General features: G+C 65.7%; 8 protein-coding genes. 5 read left to right on the forward strand and 3 right to left on the reverse strand.

What is annotated here, in order from left to right:
* Positions 1-16 precede the first annotated feature (16 nt).
* Complete coding sequence (locus tag AC0YKC_RS04695) at positions 17-1,741, forward strand: heparinase II/III family protein (protein WP_488510298.1); 1,725 nt, start codon at positions 17-19, stop codon at positions 1,739-1,741.
* 112 nt (positions 1,742-1,853) lie between these two features.
* A complete protein-coding gene (purH, locus tag AC0YKC_RS04700) occupies positions 1,854-3,470 on the forward strand; it encodes a bifunctional phosphoribosylaminoimidazolecarboxamide formyltransferase/IMP cyclohydrolase (protein ID WP_488510299.1) in 1,617 nt (538 codons plus the stop codon).
* 206 nt (positions 3,471-3,676) lie between these two features.
* On the opposite strand, the gene AC0YKC_RS04705 is transcribed toward purH, so the two are convergent.
* A complete protein-coding gene (locus tag AC0YKC_RS04705; RefSeq protein ID WP_488510300.1) occupies positions 3,677-5,050 on the reverse strand; it encodes an MFS transporter in 1,374 nt (457 codons plus the stop codon).
* A gap of 260 nt (positions 5,051-5,310) precedes the next feature.
* Positions 5,311-10,083: an NAD-glutamate dehydrogenase gene (locus tag AC0YKC_RS04710; protein WP_488510301.1), complete on the reverse strand. Its 4,773-nt coding sequence runs from the start codon at positions 10,081-10,083 to the stop codon at positions 5,311-5,313.
* A gap of 129 nt (positions 10,084-10,212) precedes the next feature.
* On the opposite strand from AC0YKC_RS04710, the gene AC0YKC_RS04715 reads away from it, so the two are divergent.
* Together AC0YKC_RS04715 and AC0YKC_RS04720 are read left to right on the forward strand one after the other, a co-directional pair.
* Positions 10,213-10,776 carry a peroxidase-related enzyme gene (locus AC0YKC_RS04715; protein WP_320297549.1) on the forward strand — a complete coding sequence of 188 codons (564 nt, stop codon included), beginning with the start codon at positions 10,213-10,215 and terminating at the stop codon, positions 10,774-10,776.
* A gap of 242 nt (positions 10,777-11,018) precedes the next feature.
* On the forward strand, positions 11,019-11,342 hold the full coding sequence (locus AC0YKC_RS04720; protein ID WP_488510302.1) for a YciI family protein: 324 nt from the start codon (positions 11,019-11,021) through the stop codon (positions 11,340-11,342).
* Positions 11,343-11,403: 61 nt separating this feature from the next.
* On the opposite strand, the gene AC0YKC_RS04725 is transcribed toward AC0YKC_RS04720, so the two are convergent.
* Positions 11,404-12,015, reverse strand: coding sequence for a LysE family translocator (locus AC0YKC_RS04725; protein WP_488510303.1), 612 nt, complete (start codon positions 12,013-12,015; stop codon positions 11,404-11,406).
* A 632-nt stretch (positions 12,016-12,647) separates the two neighbouring features.
* Here AC0YKC_RS04725 and AC0YKC_RS04730 point away from each other — a divergent pair.
* A complete protein-coding gene (locus AC0YKC_RS04730; RefSeq protein ID WP_488510304.1) occupies positions 12,648-13,271 on the forward strand; it encodes a DUF1062 domain-containing protein in 624 nt (207 codons plus the stop codon).
* Positions 13,272-13,453: the final 182 nt, after the last annotated feature.

A 13,453-nucleotide genomic window follows, 5' to 3' on the forward strand; every position in this document is an offset into this window, starting at 1 on the left:
GACATCAGGAGGGCTATTGGCACTTGTTGCCGGCAGCACGACACGTCTATGGACGCTTGTCGCGAAGGAGTTCTGGCGCAAGACGCGCCGGCGTTTGCGCGCCGGCCCGGTCTATCGTTGGCGCTATTCCGGACGCACGCCCGAACGTGTCCTGATCGCCCCTCCGGATCTGCGGCTCGCCGATCCGCAGATCGCGCTGGAGATCTATTACGGCCGCTACCCGCTGTCCGGCCACCTGGTCGAGACCGGCGGCACATCGCCCTTCCAGCTCGACGTGCCCAATCGCGGCTGGCAGAAATCGCTGCATGGCTTCCGCTGGCTGCGCCACATGCGCGCCGCCGGCACTGAACTCGCCGCCGCCAACGCGAGAGCCCTGGTGACCGACTGGATCGCCATGCACGGCAACCAGATCTCAGGCATCGCCTGGGAGCCGGGAACGACGGCCAAGCGGGTGATCGCCTGGCTGCAGCATTCCTCGGTGGTCTTGCAAGGCGCCGAGTTCCCTTTCTATCGCGCCTTCCTGAAATCGCTTGCCGTGCAGATCCGCTATCTCCGCTCGATGGTGCGCGAGATGCCGGATGGCGAGGCCCGGCTGCGCGCCCGCATCGCGCTTGCCTTCGCCGCGCTGTCCTTGCCGGCGCCGGCCTCGGCGCTGCGAGCGGCGACACGCAACCTCGCCGAGGAGCTCGACCATCAGATCCTGCCCGATGGCGGCCATATCTCACGCAAGCCGATGGCGGTGCTGGAGCTGCTGGCCGACCTTCTGCCGCTGCGCCAGACCTATGCCAACCAGGCTGAGGCGCCGCCCGCGGCCCTGATCGGCGCCATCGACCGCATGTTGCCGGCGCTGCGCTTCTTTCGCCATCAGGACGGCAGCCTCGCCCGCTTCAACGGCATGGGCGCCACCATCCACGATCGCATCGCCACCATCATGCGTCATGACGACACGGCGGGCGCGCCGCTGCTGCATGCGCCGCATTCCGGCTACGAGCGCCTGTCGATGGGCGGCGTGACGGTGATCGCCGACACCGGCCTGCCGCCGCCGGTCGACGTCTCCAACGCCGCGCATGCCGGCTGCCTCGCCTTCGAGCTCTCCTCCGGGCGCCAGCACTTCATCGTCAATGCCGGCATCGACACCTACGGCGCCCCGGAATTCCGGCCGCTGGCGCGCGCCACCGCCGCGCATTCGACCGCCACCCTGAACGACACGTCGTCGGCGCGCTTCAGCCACTCGCTGCGCGTCAGCGACCTGCTGGGATCGCCGCTGATCGGCGGCCCGCAGCATGTGCCCTGCAAGCGCCTCGACCAGAAGGGCGTGCACGGCTTCGTCGCCCGCCACGACGGCTATGCCCAGCAATTCGGTTTCCTGCATGAGCGCGAGCTGAAGCTTGGCACAAACGGCAACGTGCTGGCCGGCCGCGACCGTTTCCTGCGCCCGGGCAATGCCGCGATCCGCAACAACGGCCGCGACTTCGTCACGGTGCGCTTCCACGTCCACCCCGACGTCAACCTGCTGCAGGACAACCACGACCGCCTGACGCTTGCCGCCGCGCAGGGCGACACCTGGGTCTTCACCTGCGCCGAAGTGGTGCCGGAGGTCGAGGAATCGATCTATTTCGCCGGACTGAGCGGCCCGCGCCGCAGCCGGCAGATCGTGCTCTCCTTCAAGGCCTCGGAGATTGCCGAGGTCCACTGGCAGCTGACCCGCACCGACATCGCCGGCTATCCCGAGAACAACTGAATTCCCGGCAAATCCGGCCGCGCGCCTGATCCCAAGACTCACTTGATTTCCGGGGCTCATATGCTAGGGCCGGCCAACGTCCCGTCCACCAGCTCTGAAAGGCCGCCCGCCCATGGCCGTGCCCACAAAAAACATTCCGGCGCCTGATCTCGTTCCGGTGCGCCGGGCGCTGCTTTCCGTCTTCGACAAGACCGGCCTGATCGATTTCGCCAAGGCGCTCGCCGCCGCCGGCGTCGAGCTGGTTTCGACGGGCGGCACGGCGAAGGCCATCGCCGAGGCGGGCCTGGCGGTCCGCGACGTTTCCGAGCTCACCGGCTTTCCCGAGATCATGGATGGGCGGGTCAAGACCTTGCATCCTTCGGTGCATGGCGCGCTGCTCGGCATCCGCGACGATGCCGAGCACGCCAAGGCCATGCGCGACCACCGCATCGAACCTATCGACCTCGTCGTCTCCAACCTCTACCCGTTCGAGGAAGTCCGCCGCTCCGGCGCCGGCTATGCCTCGATCGTCGAGAACATCGATATCGGCGGGCCGGCGATGATCCGCGCCTCGGCCAAGAACCACGCCTATGTCGCCATCGTCACCGACCCATCCGATTATGCGTCCGTCGTCAACGCGCTGGAGATGAATCTCGGCTCGCTGTCGCTCGACTTCCGCAAGATGCTGGCGGCCAAGGCCTTTGCCCGCACCGCCACCTATGACGCGGCGATCTCGGGCTGGTTCGCCGAGGCGCTGCAGATCGAGCACCCGACCTGGCGTGCCTTCGGCGGCCGGCTCGACCAGGTGATGCGCTATGGCGAGAACCCGCATCAGGGCGCCGGGTTCTACCTGTCGGGCAACAAGCGGCCGGGCGTCGCGACGGCAAGGCAATTGCAGGGCAAGCAGCTCTCCTACAACAACATCAACGACACCGACGCCGCCTTCGAGCTGGTCGGCGAGTTCGATCCCGCCCGCTCGGCGGCGATCGCCATCATCAAGCACGCCAACCCATGCGGCGTCGCCGAAGGCCCGTCGCTGAAGGCTGCCTACGCCAAGGCGCTGGCCTGCGACCCGGTCTCGGCCTTCGGCGGCATCGTCGCCATGAACCGCATCCTCGATGCCGAGGCGGCGGAGGAAATCGTCAAGACCTTCACCGAGGTGATCATCGCGCCCGACGCCACCGACGAGGCGGCCGCGATCGTCGCGGCGAAGAAGAATTTGCGCCTGCTGGTCACCGGCGGCCTACCCGACCCGCGCGCCGCCGGCACGACAGCGAAATCCGTCGCCGGCGGGCTGCTTGTCCAAAGCCGCGACAATGCCGTGGTCGACGACCTCGAGCTGAAGGTCGTGACGAAGCGCGCGCCGACGCCGGCTGAACTGGCCGATCTCAAATTCGCCTTCCGCGTCGCCAAGCACGTCAAGTCGAACGCCATCGTCTATGCGAAGGACGGAGCGACGGTCGGCATCGGCGCCGGTCAGATGAGCCGCGTCGATTCCTCGCGCATCGCCGCCCGCAAGGCGCTGGACGCGGCCGAAGCCGCCGGCCTCGCCGAGCCGCTGACCAAGGGCTCGGTCGTCGCCTCGGACGCCTTCTTCCCCTTCGCCGACGGCCTGCTCTCGGCAATCGAGGCCGGCGCCACCGCCGTCATCCAGCCCGGCGGCTCGATGCGCGACGAGGACGTCATCGCCGCCGCCGACGAGCACGGCATTGCCATGGTGTTCACCGGGGTAAGGCATTTCCGGCATTAGCACCCTTTTCCTTCTCCCCTTGTGGGAGAAGGTGGATCGGCGCGTAGCGCCGAGACGGATGAGGGGTGTTCCAGCGGAGTGAGACGTCGGAAAACTGAAAGATTCCAGGCGCTTACTTCTTCCGCGCAGCGAACCTTCCAACACCCCTCATCCGACCGAGCTTCGCTCGGCCACCTTCTCCCGCAAGGGGAGAAGGCGAGATCGCGCTACCGCTTGTCCGCCGGATAGGGCGTCCCCGCCAGGATCGCCATGCCGATGCCGAGGAAGAGGATGATCGCCGCCGTGCCGAGCCGGGGCGAATCGCTCATGGTGGTGATGGTCGCCACCATGAACGGTGCCAGGAAGCTGGTCGCCCGACCTGCCAGCGCATAGATGCCGAAATAGCGGCCGGACTCGGCGGCGGTCACGCTGCGCGCCATGTAGGAACGCGACGAGGCCTGCACCGGGCCGAAAGCGAGCCCGATCAGCAAGCCGTAGAGGATATAAGCTTTCTCCGCCGCGGTGCCGAACAGGCCGCCGGAATCGGCGGTGGAGAGCGGGATCAGGCCGAGCAGCGTGAAGCCCGGGCCGGTCGAGACGACGCCGATCGTGGCGACCGAAAGCATCACCAGCGCGATCATCACCACATGCTTCGAGCCGAGCGCGGTATCGAGCCGCGCCGCGATCCAGCAGCCGAAGATGGCGACGACGTTGAGGATGATGCCGAACAGGCCGATCTCGGTGATCGACCACTGGAACATGCCAGCCGCGAACGTGCCGCCAAGCGCCAGCAGCGCGTTGACGCCATCCTGATAGATCATGCGGGCCAGCAGGAAGCGCAGGATGCCGCTGCGCTGGCGCACCTCGGCAAGCGTCGACTTGAGTTCGGACAGGCCCTCGCGCACCGCCGGGCCGATCGGGATCCCTTTGATGGCGTCCGGCGTGAAGAAGAACATCGGCAGGATGAACAGGAAATACCAGCCGGCCGACATCGGCCCGGTGAAGCGCGCATCCTCGCCGAGCTTCGGGTCGAGCCCGAAGAGCGGGTCGAGCCCGATGAGCGTCTTGCCGGTTTCGAGATTGCCGGCCAGGAACAGCACCACGAAGATCAGCGCGATCATGCCGCCGAGATAGCCAAGACCCCAGGCCATGTTGGATATCCGGCCGATCTCGTCCTTCGGCACCAGCCGCGGCATCATGGAATCATTGAACACGGTTGAGAATTCGGCCGCCACCGAAGCCAGCGAGAACAACAGCACGACCAGGAAGAGGTTCGAGCCGGGCGCGGCGAACCACAAAAGCGTGAGGCTGACGATCTTGATCGTGGCGAAGAAGGCGATCCACGGCTTGCGCGGTCCGGTCTGGTCGGCGATCGAGCCGAGCACCGGCGACAGCACCGCGATGATCAGGCCCGCGGCGGCGATGCCGTAGCCCCAGGCCGCCTGTCCGGCGGTCGGATCGCTCGCCATGCGCGAGACGAAATAGGGCCCGAAGATGAAGGTGGTGACGACGGTGAAGAAAGGCTGCGCCGCCCAGTCGAAGAACATCCAGCCCCAGATGCCGCGCCCCGATGCCCGCTGCACTGTCTCTACTGCCGCCATGCTGATTCCCCTGGCATCGCTCGCGTCGGGCGCCATGTCTGCATGTTTTCAGGCAGCGATGCAAATGAACAAGCGCGGGTTCCTCGCCCCACGAAGTGGGGAGAGGTGGCTCGGCGAAGCCGAGACGGAGAGGGGAATGCGTCGGCCTATGACAGGTTGATCATCAAAGAAGGGCTCCGCTCTACGAAGCCCCTCTCCGCCTCGCAGCGCTCGGCACCTCTCCCCGCTCTGCAGGGCGAGGAACCAAGCCTGCCGAAGCTTCACATCCCCGTCAGGTCGCTCATCAGGCCCGACGCCACCGACAGCCGCGACACGGTGATGTCGCCGCCTTCGGTCAGCGCCTGCAGCCGCTCGCGGATGCGTGCGACGCGCTCGCCACCGGCCTCCAGCCAGGCCGCGACCGGATCCGCCGCCGTGCCGTGCGCGGTGAGCGCCGCCACCGCGATGCCGCGGCGCGCCACGCCGATCGTGTCGGTGGCGCGCGACAGCGCCAGCTGATCGTAATAGTCGGGCGGCATGATCGAGCGCGCCGCTTCCTCGACGCGCGGGATGCGGAAGGCGTCGCTGACGGCGAAGAAGGCCTTGGCAGCGCTGACGATGTCGGCATTGGCCGTGCGCGCGGTGAGCGCGACATCCGGGATCAGCTCGGCCACTTCGGTCAGAGCGAGCTGCCCGGCGAGCTTCTCCGGCGCGCCGCCCTTGAACAGGCCGTGGCGCCGATCCTCGACGCGCTCGCGCGAGAAGGCCGGCAGCAGCGAGGTAAGCTTCGGCTCCAGCGCCTTGCGGGCTTCCTGCAATTCGGCGATGCGCTGGCCAAGCGGCACGGAACCCGCTTCGTTTTTCAGGTACCAGCCGCTGGTCACGAAGATAAGCCGGCTGATCGCCTGGTAGAGATCGAGCTGGATCTGGCCGTCGATCTGGTTGTCGAGCGCGTCGATCTCCTTGTAGAGCGCCGGCAGCGCAAAGCCGTCGCGGACCACCGCGAAGGTGCGCACGACATCGGCCGCCGTGCGGCCGGTAGCTTCCTGCAGTCGGTTGACGAAGGACGGACCGCCGCGATTGACGAGGTCGTTGGCGACGACCCGCGCGATGATCTCGCGGCGCAGCCGGTGGTCGCGGATCTCGCCGGCGAACTTCTTCGCCATGCGTTCCGGGAAATAGCCCATCAGGTCGCGGTCGAAATGCTGCTCGTCCGGCACGTCGCTGGCGACGATGTCGGAGAACAGCACGATCTTGGCATAGGCGAGCAGCACGCCGAGCTCGGCCCTGGTCAGCGGCTCGCCGCGCGCCTCGCGTTCGGCAAGCACCGCCGGCGAAGGCAGCGTCTCGACCGCGCGGTCGAGCAGGCCGCGCGATTCCAGCGCCGTCATGAAACGCGCCTGGTGCGCGATGTCGGCAAGTCCGCGCTTGCGCGCCAGCGACAGCGCCAGCGTCTGCTGGTAGTTGTTGGAGAGCACCAGCGCGCCCACCTCGTCGGTCATCTCGGCGAGCAGCTTGTTGCGCGCAGGCCTGGTCAGCGAGCCTTTGCGCATGGCCGAGGCCAGCGCGATCTTGATGTTGACCTCGACGTCGGAGCAGTTGACGCCGCCCGAATTGTCGATGGCGTCCGAATTGCAGCGGCCGCCATTCAGGCCGAACTCGATGCGCGCCCGCTGCGTGACGCCGAGATTGGCGCCCTCGCCGATCACTTTCGCTCGAACATCGAGCGCGGTGACGCGTATTGCATCGTTGGCGCGGTCGCCGACATCCTGGTTGCTTTCGCCTGAGGCCCGCACATAAGTGCCGATGCCGCCGAACCACAAAAGGTCGACCGGCGCCTTGAGGATGGCGCTCATGATCTCGACCGGCGTTGCCGTGGTCTTGGACAAGCCGATGGCGGCAGCCGCCGCCTGCGGCAGCGTGATCGATTTCTGGTTGCGCGAGACGATGACGCCGCCTTGCGACAGCTTCGACTTGTCATAGTCCTGCCAGGACGAGCGCGGCAGCGCGAACATGCGCACCCGCTCGGCCATCGAGGCGGCCATGTCCGGATCGGGATCGATGAAGATGTCGCGATGGTCGAAGGCGGCGATCAGCCTGGTCTGCGGCGAGAGCAGCATGCCGTTGCCGAACACGTCGCCCGACATGTCGCCGACGCCGACCACGGTGAAGGGCGAGGTCTGGATGTCGCGGTTGATCTCGCGGAAATGCCGTTTCACCGCTTCCCAGGCGCCCTTGGCGGTGATGCCCATCTTCTTGTGGTCGTAGCCGGCCGAGCCGCCGCTGGCGAAGGCATCGTCCAGCCAGAAATGGTGCTTCTCGGAAATGGCGTTGGCGGTGTCGGAGAAGGTCGCCGTGCCCTTGTCGGCGGCGACGACGAAATACGGATCGTCAGGATCGCGCCGCACCACGCCGGCCGGCGGGATGACGCCGTCGACGCCGATATTGTCGGTGATCGAGAGCAGGCTGGAGACGAAGTTCTTGTAGGCCGAGGTGCCGGCCTCGAAGATGGCGTCTCGGCTGCCGCCAGCCGGCAGGCGCTTCGGGAAGAAGCCGCCCTTGGCGCCGACCGGCACGATGACCGCGTTCTTGACCTGCTGCGCCTTGACCAGTCCCAGCACCTCGGTGCGGTAGTCCTGGGCGCGGTCCGACCAGCGCAGGCCGCCGCGCGCCACCGGGCCGAAGCGCAGATGCACGCCCTCGACCTCCGAGCCATAGACGAAGATCTCGCGCCACGGCCGCGGCGCCGGCAGTCCCTCGACCGCCTGCGAATCCAGCTTGATCGCCAGCGACTGCCCCTTCGCTTTCGTATCGGCTACGAAATGATTGGTGCGCAGCGAGGCCTCGATGAGGTTGAGGTAGCGGCGGATGATGGTGTCGTCATCGATATTGGGCACCTCTTCCAGCGCGTCCTTGATCTTGGCCTTGAGGTGCTTGGCGGCGACCGCGCCGTCGCCTTCCGCCGACGGGCCGAGACGGGCGACGAACAGCGCGTGCAGGCCGCGCGCGATCTCCGGATAGCGGTTGAGGGCTGCGGCGATGAAATCCTGGCTCTGCGGGATGCCGGCCTGCTGCAAATAGCGGCCATAGGCGCGCAGGATGGCGATCTCGCCCGACCACAGGCCGGCGGTCTGGGCCAGGCCGTTATAGCCGTCATTGTCGACATCGCCGCGCCAGACCGACAGGAACGCGTCCTCGAACAGCGCGCCGCCATCGGTAAGCTCGATCGGCTTGCCGTAGCTGTTCTCCAGCTCCATGTCGTGGATAAACACCGTGCCGGCTGGATCGTTGCCGACCTCGAAGGTGCGCTCGCTGATGACGCGGAAGCCGATATTCTCCAGCACCGGCACGCGCCGCGACAGCGCCACCGGGCTGCCATGGTGATAGATCTTCAACGCCGCCTGCTCCGGCTTCTTGTCGGCATGGCGGTAATAGTCGATGGCGATCGGATTTTCGGCGCTGATCTTTGCGATGCGCCCGGCATCGGCCAGCGCCACGGCGGCCGAGAAGGTATCGCGATAGCTTTCGGGGAACCGCGCCGCGATCGCCTTCAGCGCCGGATCGCTGCCGGCCGCTTCCGCGGCTTCGGACAGTGCGTCCTCCCAGGTGCGCACGATGTCGCGGATCGCCGCTTCGATCGTCGACTGCTCGACCTTCGGCGTCTTGCCGCCGGAACGGCCGATGATGAAGTGCACGCGCGCCAGACCGCCTTCCGGGAAGGCCGGGTAATAGGCCGACAGCCGGCCCTCGAACACGGTCTTGAGATAGGCGCCGACCTTCTCGCGCACGACGCTGTCATAGCGGTCGCGCGGCACGAAGACGATGATGGAAACGAACCGATCGAACTGATCCACGCGCACCAGCGCCCTGATCCGCGGCCGCTCGACCAGCCCGAGAATGGCATGGGCGTGCTTTCTGAGGACCGGCACCGGAACCTGGAAGAGTTCGTCGCGCGGATAGCTTTCCAGCACGTTGATCAGGGCCTTGCCCGAATGGTCGTTCGGATTGAAGCCGGACTTGGCAATGATCGTTTCGGCCTTCGAGCGCAGATACGGTATCTTCATCACCGAGCGCGTGTAGGCGGTCGAGGTGAACAGACCGACGATGCGCAGTTCGCCCGCGAGCGCGCCTTTCGACGTGTAGGTCTTGATGCCGACATAGTCGAGATAGATGCGGCGGTGCACCAGGGACTTGGCGTTGGCCTTGGTGACGATCAGCGGCTCCGGTCCATGCAGGAAGGCGCGGATCTCCGGCGTCGTCGTCACCGCCTCGGTGCCACGCCTCAGCACCAGCACGTCGGGATCGGACAGGATGCCGAGGCCGGGCTTTTCGGCGCGCTCCAGCGAGCCGCTCTCCTCGCCGCCGACATATTTGAACTCGCGCATGCCGAGGAAGGTGAAATTGTCGTCGCGCAGCCATTCGAGGAAGGCGATCGCCTCGGCGACGCTCTTCTTGTCGAGCGGCACTGCCGAATAGCGGAATTCGGAAATCGCCTGGTCGAGGCGGGCGAGCATCCGCTTCCAGTCGACGACGGCGGCGCGGACCTGGGAAAGCACCTTGCGCAAACGCTCGGCAAGGCTCTTCGCCTGCTCGGCGTTCAGCCTTGGAATGTGGACATGGACGACGCTCAGCCTGTCGTCATCGTCCTTGCCGCCATCGCCAAGGACCTCGACGACGCCGGCCTTGCCGTGGCGCACGGTGACGATCGGATGGGTGACCAGCGTCGGCTCGCTGCTGGTTTCGGCGATCTCGCCGAGGATGGAATCGAACAGGAACGGCATGTTGTCGTTGACGACGGTGATGACCGTGACCGGCCGGCCGTCGCAGGCAACGCCCGAATCCGCCTCGACGGCAACGACGCTTTCGCCCTTCCTGTGGCTGGCGACCGCTTGGGCGGCGAGCTCGCCGGCGCGTTCGAGGTCGGCCACGTCATAGGCCGCGATGTCCTCGGCGGGCGCCCGTGCAAGCAGATAGTCGGCAAGCCTTGTGGGTTTCTCCTCCGCTTTCGCGGCGGCGGTGACTTTCTTCTTCGGCTTGGATTTCACGCTGGCCATGACGCTTATTCCCTCCCGTCGTATGCTTTTGCGACTATGGTAGCCAGATGAGCGCCGTTTGGCGACAAAGGTTTGACGACGCTTTAAAAAATTCGAACCGACGCCATCGTCCTCGCGAGGAGAGACCATATGACCGGCAAAATAATCGCGCTCGACCTTGTCCAGGCGGAGCTCAGCGACGCGACCAAGGCCTATTTCGCGAAATGCGAGGAGAAGCTCGGCCTCGTGCCCAATGTGCTCACCGCCTACGCCTTCGACGAAAAGAAGCTGCGCGCCTTTACCGATATGTACAACGATCTGATGCTGGGAGAGTCCGGCCTGTCGAAGCTGGAGCGCGAGATGATCGCCGTGGTCGTTTCCTCGATCAACCACTGCTTCTATTGCCTGACCGCGCATGGCGCGGCGGTGCGTCAGCTGTCGGGCGAGCCGGCGCTCGGCGAGATGATGGTGATGAATTTCCGCGCCGCCGATCTCTCGGACCGCCAGCGCGCGATGCTCGAATTCGCCGTCAAGCTGACCGAGGAGCCGGCCAGGATCGTCGAGGCCGACCGCGCCGCCTTGCGCCAGGCCGGCTTTTCAGACCGCGACATCTGGGACATCGCCTCGACCGCCGCCTTCTTCAACATGTCGAACCGGGTGGCAGCCGCGGTCGATATGCGGCCCAACCCCGAATACCACGCCATGGCAAGGTAGCCTCCGCGGGCCTTCTATTAGCAATATAGAATTTTTCATTGCCCATCCCGCCATTTGGTCCGATGATCAGGATTGCGGCGTAGCTGCATATCCATGATTGCGGCGTAGCTGCATATCAACGATCGCAGCGCAGCTGCGTATCGGATTGCAGCGCAGCTGCATATCGGATTGCAGCATGGCTGCACATCACGACTGCGGCGTGGCCGCATGCCGGTTCGACGCCGCCGACAAGGGAGGAGAACATGGCGAAATTTCTCTATGTCTATCACGGCTCCGGCAAGATGCCGACCGACGACGCCGAACGGAAAGCGGCTATGGACGCCTGGACCGGCTGGTACGGCAAGCTCGGTTCGGCCGTGGTCGACGGCGGTAATCCGGTCGGCATGTCGAAGACGGTGCTGCCGAGCGGCAAGATCGAGAACAATGGCGGCAGCAATCCGACCGCCGGCTACACCATCGTCGAAGCCAGGGACATCGACGACGCCGTCGCCAAGGCCAAGGAATGCCCGATCCTGATGGACCCCGCCTTCAGCGTCGAGATCGCGCCGATCATCGAGATGATGTGAGGCAAGAGGTCTCGGGCCGGGCCGCCCGCAGGCAGCCTCGCCTGAACATCAGCGCGTCTTTCTACCGGGCGGCGATTGCCGCGGCCGCACCCGCCATCGTGGTGGCGCTGACGCGGTTGGCGATCTTCATGGCGCGCTTGCTCTTCAAGAGCCGGCGCGCCTGCGAAGCGGCCAGCACCCAGGCGAGGTCGATGACGACCAGCACGATGGCCATGGTCAGCGTCAGCTCGACCCAGCCGACCATGCTGACCGAGGCAAGATCGATGATGGTGGGCAGCAGCGCCAGATAGAACATCATGATCTTCGGGTTGCCGAGCGTCACCGCCATGCCGGCGAAGAACAGTTTCAGGGCCGAGTCCTCGCGCGGCATCTCGCCTTCCTTCGCCTCGACCGGCGCCGTCCACATCTTGAACGCCAGATATGCGAGGTAGGCGACGCCAACCCATTTCACGGCGACGAAGGCGTAGTGGAAGGTCTGCGCCACGACGGCCAGTCCGAACACCGCCAGCGACAGCCAGATCGCCTCACCGATCCACATCGCCAGCAGGAACGGGAAGACGTCGCGGAACCCCTTCGAGATCACGCGCGCCACCAGAGCGGCGATCGACGGGCCAGGTGAGCCGGCCGCGACGAAGAGCGCGGCGGCGAAGATCAGCAGCGAGGCGAGATGCATGAGGGACCTCTTGGATTGGGATTGGCTGTCATACTAGCCAGCGGGAGCAACGTTGGCAAAGATGGGACAATCGCTGACGCCGGCGCCGCCCCTCATCTGGCTGCCGCCATCTTCTCCCCGTAAACGGGGCGAAGGGCGCTCTCGCCGATGATTTCGCCAATCACCCGCGTTGCCGCAGAAGTTTCCTTCCCCCTTCACGAGGAGAAGGTGCCCGAAGGGCGGATGAGGGGCAGCACAGCGCTCGTGAACCGGCGTCGGGACACCCTTGCCCCTTCGTCACCCAGCCGCTAAAAGACCCGAACATTTACCCATTTTCGAGCATCACTTTGCCTCAGTAACCGCCGGTCTCGCCAACTCCTCCGAATGCACCGCAGGCGCAGCTTTAGCGGCCCTGCATCATTTTCATGTGTTCTTCAGGCGGCGGTTCGAGACCGGTTTGGCATTGCTGAGCCGCCGGCCGAATCCCGAGCCGACGCCTAACCTTAAACACGCAGCCTTTCGCCACGCCGTGCCCGCACGAGCATGATCCCGAAAAGTGGTACCCGGTTTTCGGAAAAGATCATGCTCAACAAAAAAGGGCATCTCGGACATTGCCGGCCTGACGGACTTCCCGACGGGAAGGGCCTACCGGCATGTCTACCTTGCGTGTCCACTGGACGATCGCGCCTGCAATCGCGCCACGACCTCTCATCAACTGCAACCGCTGCCGCAGCGCCAGACCATATCGCTGCAGCGAAAAATTCCGCGTCAATGCCAACGGCAAGCGCATCGACGTCTGGCTGATCTACCGCTGTACCGCCTGCGACAACTCCTGGAATTTCGCCATCCTGGAGCGGCGAAACCGCCGCGACATCGAACCCGCGTTGCTTACGGCGCTCGAAAGCAACGATCCGGCGCTTGTCCGCCGCTACGCCTTCGATGGCGCGATGCTGCGCGACCGGGCTGGCCGGATCGAGGAATCTCCCGATGTCACGGTCCAAAAGGAGCTTCTGGACGGCGAGCCGGGACACGCGGCCGCGCTCGCGCTCGAACTTCGGCTCGAGGGCACGACGCCTTTGCGGCTGGACCGCCTGCTTGCCGGCGAGCTCGGCCTTTCGCGGTCAAGGTTGCAGAGCTGGGATGACGGGCGGTGGCTCTGTATTGAACCGGATGGTGCCAAAGCGTTGCGCAAGCCGGCGCGCAACGGCATGGCGGTTCGCATAGACCTGTCCGACGAGCCTGACCGCGCCGCCATCCTCGCGGCTGCGTGCGGCTGAAACATAAAAGGGAGGGAGCATTGCTCCCTCCCTCCAGACCGCTGACAAACCCCGTCGATTTTCGGCGGGGTTTTGTTTTGTGGATAGATTGCGCTCGGCAAATAGATGTCAGGAGGCTGCCGCGGCGGATTGGCCTCATGCGAGGCTTGGTTTGGGTTTTGGCCAGAGGCTGATTGCGATCT

Source organism: Mesorhizobium sp. CNPSo 4661 (genome assembly GCF_057784215.1).